At 62.0% G+C, this 19,060-nt stretch carries 22 protein-coding genes; 10 read left to right on the forward strand and 12 right to left on the reverse strand.

All coding sequences use genetic code 11. The annotated features are described in order from the left end of the window. Positions 1-76: 76 nt before the first annotated feature. The 9 genes from gldA to E0486_RS17975 all read right to left on the reverse strand — a co-directional run bounded on the left by gldA (position 77) and on the right by E0486_RS17975 (position 7,593). Entirely contained in the window at positions 77-1,003 is a 927-nt protein-coding gene (gldA, locus tag E0486_RS17935) for a gliding motility-associated ABC transporter ATP-binding subunit GldA (RefSeq protein ID WP_131854346.1), read from the reverse strand. Between the two features lie 119 nt (positions 1,004-1,122). Then, on the reverse strand, positions 1,123-1,755 hold the full coding sequence (locus tag E0486_RS17940) for a carbonic anhydrase (RefSeq protein ID WP_131854348.1): 633 nt from the start codon (positions 1,753-1,755) through the stop codon (positions 1,123-1,125). Positions 1,756-1,805: 50 nt separating this feature from the next. After that, entirely contained in the window at positions 1,806-3,383 is a 1,578-nt protein-coding gene (locus E0486_RS17945; protein ID WP_131854350.1) for a SulP family inorganic anion transporter, read from the reverse strand. Between the two features lie 125 nt (positions 3,384-3,508). Continuing rightward, complete coding sequence (locus tag E0486_RS17950) at positions 3,509-3,877, reverse strand: hypothetical protein (RefSeq protein WP_131854352.1); 369 nt, start codon at positions 3,875-3,877, stop codon at positions 3,509-3,511. A 133-nt stretch (positions 3,878-4,010) separates the two neighbouring features. After that, the gene (locus E0486_RS17955; protein WP_131854354.1) at positions 4,011-4,589 is read right to left on the reverse strand and encodes a L,D-transpeptidase family protein; all 579 of its coding nucleotides are present in this window, start codon (positions 4,587-4,589) and stop codon (positions 4,011-4,013) included. A 208-nt stretch (positions 4,590-4,797) separates the two neighbouring features. Next, positions 4,798-5,634: an outer membrane beta-barrel protein gene (locus E0486_RS17960; protein WP_131854356.1), complete on the reverse strand. Its 837-nt coding sequence runs from the start codon at positions 5,632-5,634 to the stop codon at positions 4,798-4,800. Positions 5,635-5,650: 16 nt separating this feature from the next. After that, positions 5,651-6,784 carry an anti-sigma factor family protein gene (locus tag E0486_RS17965; RefSeq protein ID WP_131854358.1) on the reverse strand — a complete coding sequence of 378 codons (1,134 nt, stop codon included), beginning with the start codon at positions 6,782-6,784 and terminating at the stop codon, positions 5,651-5,653. Next, positions 6,774-7,259, reverse strand: coding sequence for an RNA polymerase sigma factor (locus E0486_RS17970; protein WP_131854360.1), 486 nt, complete (start codon positions 7,257-7,259; stop codon positions 6,774-6,776). Before E0486_RS17970 ends, E0486_RS17965 begins: the two co-directional genes overlap by 11 nt. A 145-nt stretch (positions 7,260-7,404) precedes the next feature. Continuing rightward, the gene (locus E0486_RS17975; RefSeq protein WP_131854362.1) at positions 7,405-7,593 is read right to left on the reverse strand and encodes a hypothetical protein; all 189 of its coding nucleotides are present in this window, start codon (positions 7,591-7,593) and stop codon (positions 7,405-7,407) included. A 149-nt stretch (positions 7,594-7,742) separates the two neighbouring features. Between E0486_RS17975 and E0486_RS17980 the strand changes: the two genes are divergently transcribed. Further along, on the forward strand, positions 7,743-8,222 hold the full coding sequence (locus E0486_RS17980; RefSeq protein WP_131854364.1) for a hypothetical protein: 480 nt from the start codon (positions 7,743-7,745) through the stop codon (positions 8,220-8,222). An 18-nt stretch (positions 8,223-8,240) separates the two neighbouring features. On the opposite strand, the gene E0486_RS17985 is transcribed toward E0486_RS17980, so the two are convergent. Both E0486_RS17985 and E0486_RS17990 read right to left on the reverse strand, forming a co-directional pair. Next, positions 8,241-9,419 (reverse strand): hypothetical protein, encoded by a 1,179-nt coding sequence (locus E0486_RS17985; protein ID WP_131854366.1) that lies wholly within the window; start codon positions 9,417-9,419, stop codon positions 8,241-8,243. Beyond that, a complete protein-coding gene (locus tag E0486_RS17990) occupies positions 9,403-11,742 on the reverse strand; it encodes a DUF2339 domain-containing protein (protein WP_131854368.1) in 2,340 nt (779 codons plus the stop codon). The genes E0486_RS17985 and E0486_RS17990 overlap by 17 nt, the downstream gene beginning before the upstream one ends. A gap of 162 nt (positions 11,743-11,904) precedes the next feature. Here E0486_RS17990 and E0486_RS17995 point away from each other — a divergent pair, with 162 nt between their 5' ends. From E0486_RS17995 to E0486_RS18015, 5 genes are all read left to right on the forward strand, one after another. Next, positions 11,905-12,564: an SMI1/KNR4 family protein gene (locus E0486_RS17995; RefSeq protein WP_131854370.1), complete on the forward strand. Its 660-nt coding sequence runs from the start codon at positions 11,905-11,907 to the stop codon at positions 12,562-12,564. Positions 12,565-12,618: 54 nt separating this feature from the next. Beyond that, positions 12,619-13,257, forward strand: coding sequence for a SanA/YdcF family protein (locus tag E0486_RS18000; RefSeq protein ID WP_131854372.1), 639 nt, complete (start codon positions 12,619-12,621; stop codon positions 13,255-13,257). An 80-nt stretch (positions 13,258-13,337) separates the two neighbouring features. Further along, the gene (locus E0486_RS18005) at positions 13,338-13,781 is read left to right on the forward strand and encodes a DUF4440 domain-containing protein (protein WP_131854374.1); all 444 of its coding nucleotides are present in this window, start codon (positions 13,338-13,340) and stop codon (positions 13,779-13,781) included. Between the two features lie 219 nt (positions 13,782-14,000). Then, positions 14,001-14,396: an immunity 22 family protein gene (locus tag E0486_RS18010; RefSeq protein ID WP_165917407.1), complete on the forward strand. Its 396-nt coding sequence runs from the start codon at positions 14,001-14,003 to the stop codon at positions 14,394-14,396. A gap of 38 nt (positions 14,397-14,434) precedes the next feature. Beyond that, on the forward strand, positions 14,435-15,091 hold the full coding sequence (locus E0486_RS18015; RefSeq protein WP_131854378.1) for a hypothetical protein: 657 nt from the start codon (positions 14,435-14,437) through the stop codon (positions 15,089-15,091). Positions 15,092-15,191: 100 nt separating this feature from the next. Here the strand turns inward: E0486_RS18015 and E0486_RS18020 are convergent, their stop codons facing one another. After that, positions 15,192-15,974 (reverse strand): DUF6261 family protein, encoded by a 783-nt coding sequence (locus E0486_RS18020; RefSeq protein WP_131854380.1) that lies wholly within the window; start codon positions 15,972-15,974, stop codon positions 15,192-15,194. Positions 15,975-16,568: 594 nt separating this feature from the next. Here E0486_RS18020 and E0486_RS18025 point away from each other — a divergent pair. The 4 genes from E0486_RS18025 (at position 16,569) to E0486_RS18040 (ending at position 18,751) form a co-directional block, all read left to right on the forward strand. After that, positions 16,569-17,090: a GNAT family N-acetyltransferase gene (locus tag E0486_RS18025; RefSeq protein ID WP_131854382.1), complete on the forward strand. Its 522-nt coding sequence runs from the start codon at positions 16,569-16,571 to the stop codon at positions 17,088-17,090. 136 nt (positions 17,091-17,226) lie between these two features. Next, positions 17,227-17,757 (forward strand): DinB family protein, encoded by a 531-nt coding sequence (locus tag E0486_RS18030; RefSeq protein ID WP_165917408.1) that lies wholly within the window; start codon positions 17,227-17,229, stop codon positions 17,755-17,757. A gap of 8 nt (positions 17,758-17,765) precedes the next feature. Continuing rightward, on the forward strand, positions 17,766-18,272 hold the full coding sequence (locus E0486_RS18035) for a hypothetical protein (protein ID WP_131854386.1): 507 nt from the start codon (positions 17,766-17,768) through the stop codon (positions 18,270-18,272). Beyond that, positions 18,269-18,751 carry a DUF2750 domain-containing protein gene (locus E0486_RS18040; protein ID WP_131854388.1) on the forward strand — a complete coding sequence of 161 codons (483 nt, stop codon included), beginning with the start codon at positions 18,269-18,271 and terminating at the stop codon, positions 18,749-18,751. The genes E0486_RS18035 and E0486_RS18040 overlap by 4 nt, the downstream gene beginning before the upstream one ends. Positions 18,752-19,060 lie beyond the last annotated feature (309 nt).

Consider the following 19,060-nt stretch of genomic DNA (forward strand, 5'->3'; position numbering starts at 1 on the left):
GGATCACAAAGTGATCCGGGCCTCCCGCTTGCGCACTATTCTTTAAAAAATTTCCGGACAAGAAGGGATAACCGATCTAAGTGCCCCCTTCGGGGGACAGGGGGCTTGTCAGGCTGCGGAACACCGTCTCCAGGCTTTCCGAGCCCGTGGTCAGGCTTTCGATGTTGAGTCCTTGCTCCACGCTCAGCTGCAACAGCGCCTTGCGCACCGTCTCGGGGTCTTCGGTGCGGAGCGACCAGGTGCGGCTGTCGATCTTTTCCACCTCGGTCACGGCGGGGAGGCGGCGCAGCCATTCGGCTTCCAGCGGATCCTGGAAAGACACGCGCACCCGGTTGGCCGTATTTCTACGGCGCAGGTCGTCGAGGCGGTCATCGGCCACGATCACCCCCTTGTTGATGATGATGACGCGGTCGCAGATGGCTTCCACCTCCTGCAGGATGTGCGAGGAAAAGAGCACGAGCTTGTTTTTACCCTGCTCTTTAATGACGTTGCGGATCTCGATGATCTGGTTCGGGTCGAGGCCCGAGGTGGGCTCGTCGAGGATCAGCACTTCGGGGTCGTGCAGCAGGGCGGCGGCGAGGCCTACCCGCTGCTTGTAACCTTTCGACAGCTGGCCGGTGCGCTTGTGTGCCTCGGGTGTCAGACCGGTCATCGCGATCACTTCTTCCACCCGTGCTTTTTTATGGGCGATGCCGTGCACGTCGGCAAGGAAAGACAGGTATTCCCGCACATACAGGTCGTAGTACAGCGCGTTGGACTCGGGCAGGTAGCCGATCTTTTTCTTCACCTCCAGCGGTGCGCGGCGCACGTCGACCCCACCTACAACAGCGGTGCCTTCGTCGGGCTCGAGGTAGCCGGTGATCATTTTCATCGTGGTGCTCTTGCCGGCGCCGTTGGGCCCCAGAAAGCCCACGATCTCGCCGGGCTGCACCGAAAAGGAAATGCCGTCCACGGCCTTTTGCGTGCCGTAGTGCTTTCTGAGTTGTTTGACCTCGATCGACATAGGACAAACGTAAAAGAAAATCGCTGATGTAGGATGCCTGATGTCTGATTTAACAGAACAACACCCTGCAACAGCGATTTCTCATTGTTTGCTAAAAATCAGATATCTGAGATCAGACATCAGAGATCATACTCATAGAGCGGGTCGATATGCGTGCCGGCTTCCATCTCGAACACGGGCTTGATGATGCCGTCGGCGAGGCCATATACCCAGCCGTGCAGGTGGGGGCGCTGCTCGGCCTTCCAGGCTTTCTGGATGATGGTGGTCTTGGCGAGGTTCATCACCTGCTCCTGCACGTTGAGTTCCACGAGGCGGTCGCTGCGTCTCGTTTCGTCGGGGATCGCATCGAGCTCGTCGCGGTGGTGGCGGATGACGTCCTTGATATTCCGCAGCCACATGTTGAGCACGGGCTTGTAGTCGGTCTTGGTGGCTGCCGCCTTGATGCCGCCGCAGCCGTAGTGCCCGCACACGATCACGTGCTTCACCTTGAGGTGCGTTACGGCGTAGTCGAGCACCGCCAGCAGGTTCACGTCGGTGTTGATCACGAGGTTGGCCACGTTGCGGTGCACGAAGATCTCGCCCGGCTGGGTGCCGGTGATCTTGTCGGCGGGCACCCGGCTGTCGCTGCAGCCGATCCAGAGGAATTCGGGTGTTTGCAGGGCCGAGAGGCGTTTGAAATAATCAGGGTCGTCGGCTACCTTTTCTGCAGCCCAGGCTTTGTTCTCCAGTAACAGTTTCTCGTACGTTTGCATAGCTTATTTCTGTTTGCAAGTTAATTAGTGAATGATTACGGTCGCACGGCTCAGGCTGCGACTTCTTCGGGCCGCGGGGCCGGCACTACAAAAGGCTCGGGCCGCTGCAGCTGGCCTTTGACCTCCACGCGGATGCCTTTCAGGTGGGCGTGTTTCTGGAAGTCTTCGATCACCTCGGCCACGTCGCGGTCGATAAAGTCGGCGCGGCTCGCGTCGATAAGCACCGACGCATTGGCGGGTACTTGCTCCAGCTTGTTCTTGATGATGGGTTTGTTGAGGAACGATACGTCTTTACGCAGGCGGAAGAGGTAGCGGTTGTTGTCGTGTACGATCATCACCGCCGTGCGGAAGTTGCTGCGCAGCACGAAGAACAGGCCCACCACGATGCCGATGATCACGCCCTTGAGCAGGTCGGTGGCCAGGATGGCCGCGATGGTGAGTACGAAAGGCATGAACTGGTCCCAGCCTTTCTTATAGAGGGCGGCGAACAGCGAGGGCTTGGCCAGTTTGTAGCCCGTGAAGATCAGGATGGCCGCCAGGGCGGCTTTCGGAATAAGATTGAGGATGTTCGGGATGAAGGCCACGCAAAGCAGCAGGAGCGCGCCGTGCATAATGGCCGACTTCTTCGATTGGGCGCCCGAGTTGACGTTGGCCGACGAGCGCACGATCACCGAGGTCACGGGGAGGCCGCCGATGAGGCCCGACACGAGGTTGCCGAGGCCCTGGGCCTTCAGCTCATGGTTCTTGTTGGTCACGCGCTGGTAGGGGTCGAGGTCGTCGATGGCTTCGATGGACAGCAGCGACTCCAGCGAGGCTACGATGGCAAGCGTGATCCCGGTGATCCACACGTGGCTGTTGGTCAGCACGCTCCAGTCGGGGCTGTTGAAGAAGCTGAGGAATTCGCCCGCCGACGAAGCCTGCGGCAGCGCCACAAGGTGGCCGGCCTTCAGCGAGCCGCCGTCCTGGAAGGCAACGCTGATGCCGATGCCGATTAGCACCACCAGCAGCGGGGCCGGGATGAGGCGCACAAATCCTTTGCGGTTGGCCACGAGCTTTTCCCAGATAAAATGGAAGGCGAGGCACACGCCGCCGATGAGGAAGGCGACGTTGTTGATGTGGCCGAAGGCGGTGAAGAAGTTGGTAAAGATGTTGCCTTTCTGCGGAGGCACCACGCCTTCGTCGGTTTCGAACGAGCGGTCGTCGCCAAGCAGGTGCGGAAACTGGTTGAGGATGAGAATGAGACCGATGGCGGCGAGCATCCCCTTGATGACGGCGCTTGGAATGTAATCGCCGATGACGCCGGCGCGGGCAAAGCCCATCAGGATCTGCAGGGCGCCGCAGATGACCACCGAAACGAGGAAGGCTTCAAAGGAGCCGCCGGGCATGGCGATGATGGCGGCCGCAACGATGGCCGTAAGGCCGGCGGCAGGACCCGATACGCTCAGCTGCGAGCGGCTGAACAGGCCGATCACGATACCGCCCACCATACCGGCGATGAGGCCGCTGAACAGGGGGGCTTTGGATGCCAGCGCTACGCCGAGGCATAGCGGGAGCGCTACAAGAAAGACGACAACAGATGACGGGATATCTGCCTTCAGGGAGGCGAAACCCTTTTGAGGAGTAGACATAACTGACCAGTTTTTGGAGTGAGTGGAAAGGACGGCTGCGGCAGCGCAGCCGGGGTCCGTAGCGGCAAATAGGCGCGGAGCGGGCCACGAAAGGCCGTCCGGGTAGCTACGGTACGCGGGGATACTTATGACCGGTCAGCGTCGGGAGGCGGGGTGATGAACTCCGGGTGGAAGGCCACAAAATCGTCCTGCTCGTAAGAGTGGTATTGCAGGGAGAGGGCGCCGGAGGGATGCTCGATGTGGAGCGGTTCGTGGAGGTATTCCGAGGGCATGGACACGCCGGACTCGCATTTTTCCTCGTTGGTGTTCGAGAGCGGGTTGCCGCTGTCGTCGTCGGCCGACTTTTCAAGGGCGATCGAAGCCTTGATGGCTTTCTGCTGCTGCTGGAAGCGGTATACGAAAGGAATGCTCACCGTCAGCCACAGCAAAGCGATCATCAGCAGCACGCTGCCGATCTTTTGCGCGGTGGTGTACGAAGAGCGGTTTCGTTTCATCCGGGCAAAAGTAGCACATAAAGACCCACTCCGTAGCGGCGTAGTGTCAGAAAAGTGTTGTGTTTTTGTTAGTGCTTGAAGCCGTCTCTGCCTTGCGACGGTTGTTCGTTCACCCGCTCACCTGCTCCCCCGTTCACCTTTTAATGGTCACCGGTGTTCCCACGCCCACGAAGCCGTACACTTCCTGCACGTCTTCGTTTTTCATGGCGATGCAGCCGTTGGTCCAGTTGCTGTAGCGGTCGATCATGTATTCGTCGTGGGGCCAGGTGCCGTGGATGCCCACGCCGGCGCCGGGGGTGGCGTTGCGGGGGATTTTGCCCTGGCGCTTGAGCTCGTTGAAGCGGGCGATGGAGGCCGGCGTCGGGTAGTCGAGCCCCATATAGCGGCTCCACTTATTGTGCACGCGCTTGTTGGCGATCCGGAAGCTTCCTTCCGGGGTGCAGCGGTCGCCTTCCACGCATTTGTCGGCCAGGCTGTTGTTGCCGAACACCACCGGGTAGGTGGCGTACCAGCCCTGGGCGTCGTACACCGACAGCTCGTAGTCCGACTTGTCGATCACGATCCGGATGGGCTGTATCGGGAGGGAAGAACCGTTGGGTAAGGTGAGGTCGGCGCGGCCACCGGAGCGGGATCCGGCCGCTGCCTGCCGTTGCGCCGACAGCGGAAAAAGGGCCGCGGCGAGGAGGCACGCTTGCAGAAGGGTGTTTTTCATGAAGTCACAACGGTTTGGAATCAAATGTATAACGACAGACGCAAATGGTTAGTATGCGGTTCGTTAGCAAATCGCCAAAAGCAAACATCATGCTAGAAAAATCGCTGATTTCGGATGTCGGATCTCAGATTTCGTAGCTGCGGAAATAAAAAAGCGGATCGCACAGCGATCCGCTTCAAATCTAAGATTTGAGATCCGACATCAGCGATTACCAGCGGCTGAGGCGGATACCTACGGTGTAGGGCGTTACGTCCAGGCCTTTGCGCCACATGCTTTTCAGGGCATAGGAACCGTAGAAGTGCACCTGGCCAAGGGCCAGCTCGCCCACCCAGGAAAGCTTCCAGGGCTCGAGCTCAAAGTCGTCGTGCACCTTCGTCTTCTTGCCGTCCACGCGGGTCTTCTGGCGCGACGAGTACAGGTAACCGGCACTTACGCCGAGGCTGACGCCGTAGGGATGCTGACGGCCGGGCGTAAAATTGAAGTTGAGCATGACCGGTACCGTGAGATAGTCGGCGGCGAGCTTGTTCTTGTTCACCTTTTCGTAAGCGGGGTCAAGGGTGACGAACGTAGGGTTCTTTGTCAGGTGAACCCTGTTGTCGTCGAAGCGATAGTTGTTCAGCTCAAGCCCGAGGCCGTATTTGAGGTTCACCACGCGCTTCACGAGGCTCACGCGGTGCATGAACAACCAGATGTTGACGTTGACCGACTTGCCCGTGCGCAGCGTCAGGAGGTCGTCCTTGCCACCGGGGGCGATAGCCTGCGCTTCGGCGGAAGCATAGTTGCTGCGGTCCACGAAGTTGGAGAAGCCCAGGTCGAGGATGGGGCCGGTGCTCAGGAAGTTGGCGTTGACGTTGCGGTGCCGGCGGCCGCCGAAGGAGATGGAGCGGTTCCTCCCCTGCTCGCCCTTGCCGTCGCGCACGATCACCATACCGCCTACGCGGATCGTGTCGGGCGTTGCGGTGGTGCCGGTTTTCGTTGAATCGGTCTGGGCAAAGCTGCACATAGTGGTGCCCAGGGCCACAGTGGCCAGTAGCATTCTTTTCATAAATCGTTCTTTTCGGTTATTTTAAATTGATGGCCACACCGCCCACCACCAGCTGGTTGTCTTCATTGGTGGTCTTGATGCCCGTGCGCTTCTCGATGAAGCGGCTCGCCTTGCGGAGGAAGCCGCGCACCGAGTTCTGGCGTCCTTCCTCGCGGTAGACCGCCTCGGAGGCGGTGGGCTGCGCGTCGGCCTTCTGATTGTTCAACGCAGCGGTGCTGGCAGAAGTTACACCCGGATTTGCTAAAGTGGGGTTAACGGAAGGATGCGTGTCGGCACTGCCCGGAAAGGCGTTGCGCTGTTCCGGCGTCCGGTCGCGCGGGTCGGGTGTATAGTTGTAAGCGATGGCTTCTTTTTGCTCGCCGGGCTGCGCATAGCCCCGCTCTTTGGACGCGGGCGGCAGGCCGCCTTTTACGGCCGGCAGGGGGATGGCGATGCCCGTAGAAATACGGTTAGCCCTGTGCGTTTTTACCGGCGTGGCGGCAGCGAGTGCGGGTTGCCCCGTTGTTTCTGTAGGCCTGGTTTCTGTAGGCCTGGTTTCTGCAGCCGGTGCCGTGATCGCCGGGGTGCTTGCCGTGTGGGCCGGCTCCGTGCGTTGCGCTACGCCGGCACTGCTGGCATGGCCCGTGGACCCGGTTCCGCTCCAGTTGCTTTGCCAAAGGGCGGCGCCGGCACCCAGCAGGAGAACGGCGGCGGCCACGCGGGGCAGCCACAGCAGCGGGCGGCGCTTCTCTTCCCGGCGATACAGTTCTTCTTTGAAAGGACAAGTGACGGCGTCGGCCGGCAGGCGGACCGCATGGTAAGCGGCCAGCTCCGCACGCAGGGCGGGGTCGGCGGAAAGGTCGCGCTCGAGGGCCGCGCGGTCGGCGTCGCCGAGCTCATTGTCGATATAGGAAAGGAGTTCTTCTTCGCGGGAAAGCTGCCGCATCTGCGGGGCCTGGAGAAAGTCCAGGTTGCCGAGCGTCAGCGGCTCGGCGTCGAGGCGGGTGTCGAGTAAGGCCTGCAGCTCCTCGTGGAGGTCGGGGTGGAGCGCCACGAAGGCATCCACGGCGTCCATGGCCTCGGGAGAAAGCTCGCCGTCTACATAGAGGAGAAAGGCCTCCTCGTAGTTGGCCCGGGTGAGGGGGTGATATGCTGGGTACTTAGATGACATTTTCCACTTTTACCAGGTACTGTTTGAGCTGAAGCCGGGCACGGTGGAGGTACACCTTCACCTGGCTGCTGTTCAGGTTCATGATCTGCCCGATCTCTTCGTAGCTGTAGCCTTCGTAGTCTTTCAGCATCACCAGCGAGCGCTGGGTTTCGCTGAGGCGGCCGAGGGCTTCCTCCAGGATGGCCTTCGCGTTGTGCACGGGGCGGTTTACCACGCGCACATCGGGGTTGAATTCTTCCTTGAGGTAAATACGCTTCACCTTGCGCAGGTGATCGATCATGCTGTTGTAGGCGATGGTGAAAAGAAAAGACTTGCTCTTTTCGGCTTCCACATCGGCCCGCGACCGCCAAAGCTTTTCGAAGGCCGTCTGCACCACGTCGCGGGCATCCTCCTCATGTCGCAGGTTCTTGACAATGAAGCGGTATACCGCGTCGGCATGCAGGTTTACACATTCGTTATAGTCTCTTTCGGTCATAAACAGTCGGGCAGTTCCAAAGGTAGTACGGTATAGTGGGGTAAAAGGTTACAAAGTTTTTTAGAAGGGTTCTTAGGGTTCTTCAGGGTTGAGGATTCCGTTCTTCGTCATCGCTGACCTTAACAGGCTTTAAAACCTTCAAAACCTACCGGAGCGAAGCTTGCGGCATCAGGTTCCGCGACAGCGATTCCCAGATGAGCTCCCCGCCGCTCCGTACTTCCGTGTCACCGGCAAAGGCGGTGGACAGGGCCGGCCGGAGGAGGCTGGCTGCGGCCAGTACCACTACAAGCGCCGCAGTGGCGGCCAGCAGACGGAGGGATCGGGACGTTGTCATGTGCGTGGTTTTGCAATGGGACGAAGCTAGCGGTCCGAAGGTTACAGCAACTTCCAAAGGCGCACGAATCGGGCAAAGGGCTGCCTGAATTGTCCGCGCCCGGTTGCCTCTTGGACGGGCCGCCGGAAGTAATACCTTTACCCTTCGTTATGACCAACCGCTATACCAAGAACCTGCAGCCGGAAGGCGCCTTTACGGTCGGCGAAGAGCGCGGGCTTTCCGTGGCGCTGGCCGTGGTCTTTGCCGGGATGTTCCTCTACGCCGTTGCCGACATCTTCCGCAACCCCGACGCGGGGATCAACAACCGGCTCCTGCTGCTCGCCGTCATCCCGGCGTTCATCTTCTTCCGGAAGATCCGCAGCAAGCTCGTCATCATGAAGATCGACGCCGCCGGCTTTTCCTATTACGGGCGCCGGCTCTTCACCTGGCCCCAATTCGTCAGCGCCAAGGTGGTGGAGGAAGGCGGCACGAGCCGCTTCAGCGACAACTTCAAACTGCACCTCAAATACTACCGCGAAGACGGCAACCTCTACCACCGCAAGCTGCCCCTGTCCAACACGCAAAACAAGGCCGAGGAAGAGATCATCGCCGCCATCCGTTTTTACAGCGGGCTTGGACAGACGCCGTAGGCGCCTCTGCTTCAGCAATCAGGGCTCCCGCTTTTTCGCCTCCCGCAACATCGTCAGGCTAAGGGCGCCCAGTACACCGACCCCTGCCACCAGCGCGATCCAAAGCCATACGCGGTTGTCGCCTTTTGCAGGCGCCGCTACTGTTACGGTGCGCAGCGGACCGTAGGCAAGAAACGGTGCTGCATTCGTTGCTGAGTCGCTGAAGCCGGAAAGATCGTACGCCGGGGCCCGGAGACTGCTGTCGCCGGCGCGGAGCGTATAGGTGTGGCCCCGTTCCAGGAAGGCAACGAGGTCGTACTGCCGCTGCATGCCCACGATGCTGTCGATCTGCAGCCGCGGGTTGTCGCCGTTTTCCAGGAACAGCTCCAGTGCCGGTGCGTGGGTGCCGGGAAAGGTAAGATCCAGTTGCCGGTCCATCAGGACGCCGGTCGACAGTTCGCGGCCGCCGGCTTCGCGGAGCGACACGTTGCGGGCAAAGAGCTTCGGCCGGCTGATGCTGAAACGGAGCTTTTCGAGGAGCTCGCCGCGCGGGTTTTGTATGCGGACGATGCTGCTGCCGTTGGCGCTGCTGTCGGTGAACGGATGCCGCCCGGATACCTGCCAGCGCTCAGGGTAGGGCGCTCCCATAAAGATGCCCGCCTGCTGCAGGCGCAGGGGCGCCGCTTTGCCGTTGCGGATCTCGAGCCGGATGTAGCGGTACGTGTTTGGCGGGTAGGAAAGCTGCGCGATCGCCCCGGTGCCGTCCTCTACCGTGCTTTGGGGGGCGAGCTCAAAGCGGTCGGTGATGCCGTACCAGCGCTGACCGTCGTCGCTGCCGGTAAGCGCCGCGCCGCGGCGTGCCGCCGTGTTGGCGAACACGAGCTGAAAGCCCGACGACCGCTCCGTGGGCATTCCGAACGTGATCCGCGTGCTGCTGTCGGTCTCTTCCAGGTGCGCCACAGGAATCGTGAGCCAGGAAAAAGTCGACCTGCCGAGGCGGCGCTCGATGCGGTACGGCACCGGCTCGCCGCGCTCGTCGCGGAGGCGGAGGTCGGGGAAGTTGCCACGCGCGTGGCGCGTGAGCTCCGGCGCCAAGGCTACCCGGTAAAACCCGTCTTTCGGCACCGTGCCGAGGCGCGTCTCCACGAGGGGCTGCGCGCCGCCGGCGAGCGACAGCAGCAGTAACAGGGCACTACCGTATTTATACAGGGCGGTCATCGATGAGGATCTTTTTTAGTTTCTGGTACATGAAAGATACGGTCAGCAGCAGGGCGCCGAGGAGGATGAAGGCCGCGATCTTGCCGCCTTCCGAAATGGCGCGCAGGTCGAAGAAGAACAGCTTGAGCAGCGCCAGCAGGAAGAGGCTCAGCGAGATCACGCGCAGCACCTGCGCCCGGTGGCGCATCCCCAGCCACATCAGCGCAAAGGAACAGAGGCCCCAGAGGATGGTAAGCGCAGCGCGGGCGTATTGCCCCGCGCGCTGGCCCGATGGGCCGCTGCCTCCGAGCACATACCAGTGGCCCGCGTCGAGGCTCAGGAAGAGCACGATGGCCGTGCTGAAGATCCAGGCCAGCGGCCGCTGTATGGACGCATAGGCTTCGTTCCTTGCCGCCAGCAACGCCAGGCGCAGGAGGAGCGTTATATACAGGCCGGTAGCCACTGCGTTGGCCGCCACGTGGCTCCAGGAATAGCGGCCCTGCAGCACCCCTTGCCGCAGGCCCGCCAGCGCGCCTTGGCTGCACCCGTAATACAACAGGGCGAATCCTCCGAGTCCCAGCGCGATCCAGGGGGCGGCGACACCCCGGCGGCGCAGCAACAGGAGGCCGGTAGCCAGAGCGAGCGCGGCGGTGACGATGCGGTGGTATACGTTGGGCACATCCAGCGAGCCATACTTGTAGAAATACAGGTTCACGGCGCTGAGCAGCGACACGTAGAGCAGCAGCAGGGCCGCGCTGCCGCTGATCCAGGCAAGGGCGCGGCGGGCGGGCTGCGACTCCGGGTTGCCGGGGCGGTAGAGCAGGGCGTAATAGGCACCGAAGGCGGCGATGACGACGGCATTGGTCACGCCGCCGCGCCCGTTGTTGAACAGGACGATCAGGCCTCCATCGGTAGGCGGACAGTACAGCCAGTCGAGCAGCAGGCTCAGCGTGGCAAGCCCCATCAGCAGCCAGGAGCCCAAGCGGAACAGGCCGATGCGCGACCGCAGGAACAGCCAGTACAGCAGCACGAACTCGGCGCTCCAGAACAGCGTGATGGCATGGCCTTCGACCTGCACCGGCACGGCCAACGTGGCGAAGGTGAGGGCGAGCCCGATGAGCACGTACAGCAGGTTGCGGTCGGTGCCGCGGCGGCGGAAGCAGTAGACTGCCAGCGCCAGGTCGATGACGCCCGAGGCAATGGTGAACAGTCCGTGGTAGCGGCCTCCCTGCACGTCGTCGAGCAGCAGCATGCCGGCGGCATAGTAGGCGGCCGTCAGGAGCAGCAGCAGCGTCAGGTCCCAGGCGCGGAAGGGCCGCCGGAAGCGGAGCGGGAAGGCGAGGCTGCTGGCCAGGAAGAGGGCGTACTGCAGCGTGACCAGTGCCAGGGCGCGGCCGTAATTCAGGGGGCGAAGGGCGCCGCCGATGTAGCCGTTGACGCGCAGCAGCCAGCCGGCCGTGAGCAGCGCCGTACATCCGAAAGCAAGGCCCTGCAGCAGCGGCCAGCGGCGGAAGAACGCGACGCCGAGGATGCCGGCGTTGAGGATGCCGAGGTAGAGAAAAAGGGCCGTGTAGTTGCCCGAGCCGTTGTCCACCAGCAGGGGCGTGGCGAAGCCACCGACAGTAGCAATGACCGCCAGTGCGAGCGAGTCGTAGAGCAGTGCCAGCAGCACCGCGCCCACGGTCACCAGCAGCATGAGCGCGAAGGCCAGCGGCTGTGAAAAGAGCTGGTATTGGTGATACGCAAAGGCGACCGTGCTGTACAGGACGGCGATGCCGCCACCAGCCAGCACGGCGCTGAAGGCGCGGTAGGACCGGCGCAGGTAGTGCGCGATGCCGAGCAGGCCGGCGCCGCAGCCGAAGCCGATGGCCACGCGGCCCGCCTCGTTGATCCAGTGCTGGTCGATGGCATATTTGACAAAGAAGGCGATGCCCAGCACGAGGATGGCGATGCCGATCTTGTTGACCAGGTTTTCGCCGATGAATTTCTCCAGGTCGGGATGCTCGCGCTTGATGCGGTCGAGCACCGACCCGGGTGCGGGGGGCACGGGGTAGGTGGATGACGGTTGGGGCGGGGGCGGCGCCGGTTGGGGTACCGGCTTTGGCGGAGGTGGCGGTGTCTGGGGCCAGGGCGTTTGCGGCCGCGGGGCCGGGCGGGGTTGCGCAGGCCGCTCCTGCGGCATTTCCGAACGGGGTGCCGTGCCGCTCTCTTTGAGTTGCTTCAGGTCGTCCGAGAGCTGGCGCAGGCGCCCCGCGATCCGGTCCATCTCTTCCGCCCGCCGCGCGCCCTGGCGCAGCAGGATGGCCATGATGCACAGGAACAAGACAATGATCAATCCTTCCATGCGTTCGTTTTGGTACGTTTACCAATGTAGGTTTACCGCCACAAATTGCCCAAAACAATTCGTAAGCGATTTGATAAAGGTCAAAATAGCGCCGGCGCCCCGCCAGGACGGCCGCCTGCCGGAAAGGCTTTTTGCGGACGAAAAAACTATGTTACTTTCAATATGCCGGAGCTTAGCCCCGCCGGCGACTGCACCATGAACTTCCACAACCAACTAACCCGGATCCGGCGCAAGCTGCCCCTGGCGCGGATCTTCGACCAGGAGCTGGCGGCCTTCGGCGCAGCCACCCACCGCTATGAGCTCGGCGATACGGTGACGGAAGCCGAGTTAGCCGCCTTCGAGGCGCAACACGGCATTGAGCTGCCGCCCTGTTACCGCGCCTTCGTTACCGCGGTGGGCAGCGGCGGCCCGCAGGCTTCCCGCGAGGGCGCCGGTCCTGCCCACGGTCTCTATGCCTTCGGCACCGGTCTCGACGAGGTGGTGGACAGTGGGTTCAACCACCTGCGGCGCCCCGTTTTCTTCCACGCCGGCTTTACCGCCGACAGCTGGTTCGCGATGGTGCAGCAGCGCATCAGCGCCGTTACCGACAACGACTACGACCAATACTGCGCACGCCTCTACGCGGGCATCCTCACCATCGGCCACCAGGGCTGCAGCGGCTACCAGGGCCTCGTGCTCAACGGCCCGCTCCGCGGCCGCGTGCTGTATTACTACCAGGAGCCCGAGCTGATGCCCGAGCTGGCGCCGGAAGCGAACTTCCTCGATTGGTACGAAGGCTGGCTCGATACCTGCCTCCGGGAAGCGCGGCTTTGTTTGAGCTGACCTTTTAAGAAGCCGGGGTGGCTCGCCCGTATAAATACGGAGCTACCGAATCTTATGCGTAAGAAGCTCTTCTACCTGTTACTGGTTCTTACCGCCACTGCGCTTGCCACCGTCTTCTTTTGCAACCGCGCCGTAGACCGCGCCGCCGAAGGCCGGTTGTATACCGACGTAGGCGCCATCCCCTACCGCAAGGTGGGCCTGCTGCTCGGTACCGCGAAGCAACTTGAAAGCGGCTGGGAGAACCGCTATTATACCTATCGCATCGAGGCGGCTGCAGCCCTGCTGAAGGCGGGCAAGATCCGCTACCTCGTCATCAGTGGCGACAACAGCCGTAAGGACTACGACGAGCCCTCGCTGATGCGCGCCGACCTCATTGCCGCGGGCGTCGACTCGGCGCGGATCTTTCTCGACTACGCCGGCTTCCGCACCTTCGACTCGATGGTCCGCCTGCACGACGTGTTCGGGCAGGATTCGGTGACCGTCATCTCGCAGGCCTTCCACAACGAGCGCGCCCTCTACATCGCCGGCCGCGAGGGCATTTCGGCCATCGGCTTCAACGCCCGCGACGTGGGCGCCCGCTCCGGCCTGCGCGTGCAGGCCCGCGAGCGGCTGGCGCGCGTCAAGCTTTTCCTCGACTACCTCATGGGCACCAGGCCGAAGTTCCTCGGGCCGAAGGTGGTCTTGCCCTCCTGATCTTTTGCGCAGTGCTGCGCCTGTTCGTGCGGTTCCACTCCATCCCGACCTTGTCGTATCTTTCTTTCCAAACAGCACCCATGCGACCCATCCTTTGCCTGCTTCTTCTGCTGCTCGCCTCCGCCACGCGCGCGCAGCGCCCGCTCACCTCGCCCGAAGAGACCGTGCGGGCCTTCTTTGAGGGCTTCTCCGTGCGCAATGCCGACTCCATCGCGGCCACCGTTACACCCGACTTCGTGCTGCTCGAAGAAGGCGCCGTCTGGAACATGGATACGCTGCGCAGCAAGCTCGCGGTGCCGCCGAAGACGCCCTACACGCGGACCAACCAGCTCGAATTTTACCGCACGGAACGGTTGGGGCATATGGCCTGGGTGTATTACGACAACGTGGCCACCTTTACCGCTGGCACGCGGAGCCAAAGCGTGCACTGGCTCGAAAGCGCCGTGCTGGTACAGGACCGCAGCGGCCAGTGGAAGATCCGGATGCTGCACTCGACGCCGGTAAAGGAAGGCGGGAAACAGTAAAGCGGATCGGGTTGTTTCCGGGGTCAAAATATGGACGACCGCAGGTCGGCCCCCTTGCGCGCTGAGATCGCTTCCTCCCACAAATTGTATCCACCAGTACTGCTGTACAACCAGCAACGCGTTCGCTCGTCCTTCACCGTCCTCTGCGGTAAAATCCCAGGGAAATGTCCCGGCCCCGTTTCTGCCCGAAGATGCCCAGCCGGCTTTTACCTTCGCTTCATGACCCAATGCTCCGCCTTCTGGCTCGCGCGCTTCGACAACGAGGAAGACCTGATCAACTACATCGAGTACCACCACGATGCCGACGGCAACGCCAGCAGCCCGTTCGATGCCGCGCTCGGCGGCCCCGGTTACGACGACGACTTCCTCGAATGCGTGTACACCGACCCCGAAGACCTGGCCGAAGAAGTGGGCGACTTTTCGCACTCGGAACATTTCGGTGCCGACCTGCAGCAACGCATTCGCGCCATCGGCGGTACGTGGAATACGCTGCTGATGCTCACCGGGGCGGAAGGAGCGTACAACGAATGGCTGTTCCATGGCGAGCCCGCCGAAACGCCCGCGCCGCACCTGCGCTTTGTGGGCCGCTTTACTTACGACACCCCCGGGGAATAAGGTTGCCGACGGGTGCCCGTTTGGTGCTATTTTCAACCATGCGTTTTTCCTTCCTGCTCCTTGCCTTGCTGGGCGTTGCGCCTGCTTTCGCACAGAACCCGAAAGTGCCCGACAGCACGCTGAACAAAGTGTGCCAGGCGCTCGCCACCTCGCGGCAGTTGTCCGATTCGTCGAAAGTGGTGGAAGCCCTCGGGCTTCATCTTCTCCCGGTGTTGCAGGACCTGGGCGAGGACGATTTCCGGCAGGCCTATTACTATGCCTTCATCCGGCTGCAGCGCAACTGCCCCGAGTTTGCCCGCGTGGTAGCCCGGCTGGCGCCCCAAAAGGGCGACTGGCAGGAAGTGCCCGCGAAGCCCGTGAGCGAGGCCAGTGCCGACGACTGCAAGGCATTTCGCAAGTACCCCGTGCTGGCCTACCTCGAAAGCAGCGGCGATACGGTACGCGCGGTGCTGCGCGACGGCTACTGGGAAGACCGGTTTCCCGACGGCACGTATTCGCGACTGAAGATGCGCTGGCTCAGCGGCTGTGAATTCCAGATCGAATTCGTGGAGAGCAACAACCCTGCACGGGCCAGCTACAGCAAGCCCGGCGACAAATACAATTACGGGATCGTGCGCAAAGAGCCGGGGTACTTCCTGATGTCGGTCACTGCCGACGACCACAAGCAATACAGCACCTTCAAGCTGTATTATTAGGCACCCTGTTGCAACGATGCCTTCTCTGTTCCGGTATCTATCATCGATAAGTAAAAAGACCGCCCATGGGCGGTCTTTTTAATGAGGAGCAGAAGGGCGATCAGTGCGTGGCGTCGCCCTTTTGGGCGGCTCCGTCCGCTTCGGCAGCCTCCTGTTTGGCGGCCGCGGCGCGGCCCTGGCGGGCGGCGAGCACCTGGCGGCTGTCCCTGATCAGCGTATTGATCTTCAGGATGAGGCCGGGCCAGGGCTCAGCGCCTTCATCGGTGATCATAAAAGCATTGATGATGCCCACGAGTTTGTGGTACTCTTTATTGGCCTTTTTGCGAAGCGTTTCAATGTTTTCGGGGGTTGCTTGCGTCCGGTTGCTGCGCTCGGTATTGCGGTCGAGCGACAGCCGGATAACAGCCTCTTCGGCGCTGCGCAGTGCGGCGATCCAGGGATCGGCGCCGATGAGGGTGGCGGCTGCCGCCATTTCGGGGGCTTCGAGGTCGCGGAGGATGCCGTCGATGTCGAAGGTTTCATCGTCGATGCCCTGGTCGGTGATCTCGGTGATGGTGCCGTAATCGCGGAAGCGGGCATCCAGTTTTTTGCCGGCCGCCGCCTTATCCGCTTCGGGGTGACGGGTATACAGGGCGGCGAGCTGGGCCAGCGAGGAATAGTGCCGGTCGCGGTCCCCGTCGGCGATGCGGCGCTCGGTGCTGAGCTCCGATTCGTCGCCGCCGGCGTGCGCGGCCAGGATGCGCTGGTGGTAGGCCTGCAGCAGGCCGCGGGCAGCGCGGAGGCTGGCGGGTAGTGCGGGGTCTTTGGTGATTTCGAGCACGGTACCTGTATGGGCTACATACTCGCCGTGGTGCAGGGGGATGAGGCTGAACGGAGTAATCATCGGTTTTGGTTTAGAGGTAATGAAAAAGGTTTACAGAAAGCTACAGCTCATTCCCGGTACTATCAAGCCGGGAAATGCACAAAAAATGCACAATCCGGATCCTGGCTGTCAATCAATCAGTTAGCAGGCAGCCGGGTCCGGCCGGGAGGGCTTCCGCGCGCGGTTGGAGCTTCCCCAGGGGGTGAGGCGCGGCTGGCCGCGCGCGTTTGGCCCTCCCAGGGGGGTGGGGAAGGGCTAACCGTGCGCGGTTAGGCTTCCCCCGGGGGGTGGGGCGGCCCTGACCGTGCGCGGTTGGGGGCGCCCCAGGGGGGAGGCGGGTGCAACCGCCGGCGGTTAGGGGGAAGCGTAAAGGCGGGGTATGGCGGAACGGTGCCCGGGCGTAAAGGGGGCGGGAAGCGCGTAGAAGCGTTTGTAAGCGGGTACAAAGGGGGTAAGCGTTTAGGCCAAGGCTGTTCGGGTGCGTACAGCCGGCAGGAGCGGAACGGCCATTTTTGCTTGGCCGGGGCGTATGTCTTGCCTTTGCGCCGGGTTGCTATCCTATGGTTGAAGTATCTTTCAGGGGTTGGCCGCTTCCATAAATAAGATCCAGTACCAATGCCCGACAGAAACTTCACCCCCTTCCCGGTCCTGCAAACAGAGCGGCTGACACTCCGGCCACTCACGCTCCAGGACGACGAGCAAATATTCGCACTGCGCTCGGACGCTGCCGTTAACCGGTACCTCGACCGGAAGCCGAGCGAAACCATCGCGGACGCGCGGGCATTCATAGAGGCGATACAGGAACACAACCGGCGGAATGAATCCCTTTATTGGGCCATTGAATGCACGGGGACGGACCGGTTGATCGGAACGATCTGCCTGTTCGGTTTTTCCGGCGATCCTGCGCAGGCGGAAATCGGCTATGAATTATTACCGGGCTTCCAGGGAAAGGGCATTATGCAGGAAGCCCTTTCGGCCGTGATCGCTTATGCAACCGGCGCGCTCGGGCTCCGTTCCCTCGAAGCCGGTACCCATCGCGATAACGAGGGTTCAACAAAGCTGTTGGAAAAATTCGGTTTCCAAAGGCAGGGCGCCGACGGCCATTTCCTGTTGTATAAGCGGACAACTGCGGGTTGATGTACACATCGTGATCGACGGGATTCCCGGCATTGATGGAGGGCAGGCCTGCTGGCAATCCGCCACCCGGGGGTGCTGCGTCCGGCATCAGCCCCGGTTCGGCAACCTGTTTTTACACCTAACTTCCCGATCTGTTATGAAGCGATCCGACATCAAAGAATACCCTGACTACTTCGAATACTACATCAAGCTGGTGGACGACGTGGACCTGTCCGAAGCCTTCGATCGCAGCCTGGCGCAGATCGATGCGCTCGATGGGGCGCGCCTGAAGCGCATCGGGCGCAAAGCCTATGCGGAGGGGAAATGGTCGATGCATACCATCCTTCAGCACCTCACCGACTGGGAGCGCATCTGGTGCTACCGCACGCTGCTCTTTGCCCGCCAGGAAGGCACCATCCCCGAAGGCCTGGAGCAGGACGTGATGGCGGCGAACGGCAACGCCGACGAGTTGCCGGTGGAGCAGCTGCTCGCCGGGTTGCGCGCCGTGCGCGTGGCCACGAAGGCGTTGTTCGACAGCTTTAACGACGCCATCCTGGAAACGAACTGCGTCTTTTACAAATACCAGATGTCCGTACTCGCGATGGGCTTCAACATCATCGGGCACCAGCTTCATCATTTCAAGGTGATGGAGGAACGCTATTACCCATTGGATCACGCTTCCCAATAGCCCAGGCCATGCTGCAAAGGACTGCCCCGCGTTTCGTTTTCTTCCTGCTCCTGCTGACCCTCGGAGGTTGCCAACAGCCGGTGCCCTCGGTGTCGGGAGGCCCGCTCACGATCGTTTATGTCGAGGGCGACGACGGCCTCATCACCGACTCGCTGCGGATCGAAAGCCGGGGCGGGCGTGTGGCAGCCACTGAAACGGAGACGGACAACTTCTCGCAGCCGGCCCGCCGCGTTTCCCGGCACGTGGAGCAGTTAAGCGCTGCGCAACTGCGGGCGGTGGAGGTGTTTCTGCAGGCGTTCAGCCGCCTGGAGGCCACCTGCCCACAGGCGGGCAGCCGCACGCAGGAGCTCTCCGTCAGCGGCACCGGCTATGCCCGGACGCTGCGGGGCGATTGCACCTGGGGCAACGCGGGTTACCCGGCCCTACGGCGCGTATTGTTTGGCGAAATGACCGCGGGACGGGTGCCGGCATCTCGTCGGTTGGACGAGCGTTCCTCCCGTACCTTCGCGCCATGAATTTCGAGCAGCATTCCGAACAGTTTGAGCAGCATTCCGAAGACCAGCACCGCCTTTTCATCGCGCAGGCCGCCGAGAGCGGCTCCGTGTGGGCCCTCCGTTCCGATGAGGGCTTTGCCGTGTCGCCTTCCAACGAGTACGACGAGGCCGAGGTGATCCCGTTCTGGTCGAACCCCGAGGGCGCCCGCTCCCTCGCCACCGATGAGTGGGAGGCCTATGCGGCCGTAGAAATACCGCTTTCCGAATTCCTCGAAACCTGGATGCTCGGCATGCAAAGCGAGGAGCTGCTGGTAGGCACCAACTGGGACGCCGAGCTGGCCGGTACCGAGCTGGAGCCGATTGAGCTGGCCTATGTGCTGACGACGCGCCTGCTGGAGCAGGGCAAGACCATCGAGCTCGAGCACTTCGACTCCCTCCAGCACTTCCACGAGCAGCTGAAAGCAGCCCTGGAAGATTCGGACGGCAAGGACGAAGCGTAAACTTCCATTTCTGTAACCTATGGATAAAGAGGACCTGCGGTCCTCTTTTTTTCGCCTGCGGCGGATCGCGGCGACGCAACGACACGACGGCACAACGGGCCCAGTTGAATGCAAAACGTAGGTAGCAGCGCTTTCCAAAAACGTCGCGTCGTTGCGCCGCCGTGCCGTTGCGACCAAGGGCGCCTGCGCCCGCCCGCAGCGAGGACCTGCGGTCCTCTTTTTTTCGCCTGCGGCGGATCGCGGCGGCACGACGACATGGCGGCACAACGGGCCCAGTTGAATGCAAAACGTAGGTAGCAGCGCTTTCCA

This window comes from Flaviaesturariibacter aridisoli, assembly GCF_004343705.1.
GTDB classification, from domain to species: Bacteria; Bacteroidota; Bacteroidia; order Chitinophagales; family Chitinophagaceae; genus Flavisolibacter; species Flavisolibacter aridisoli.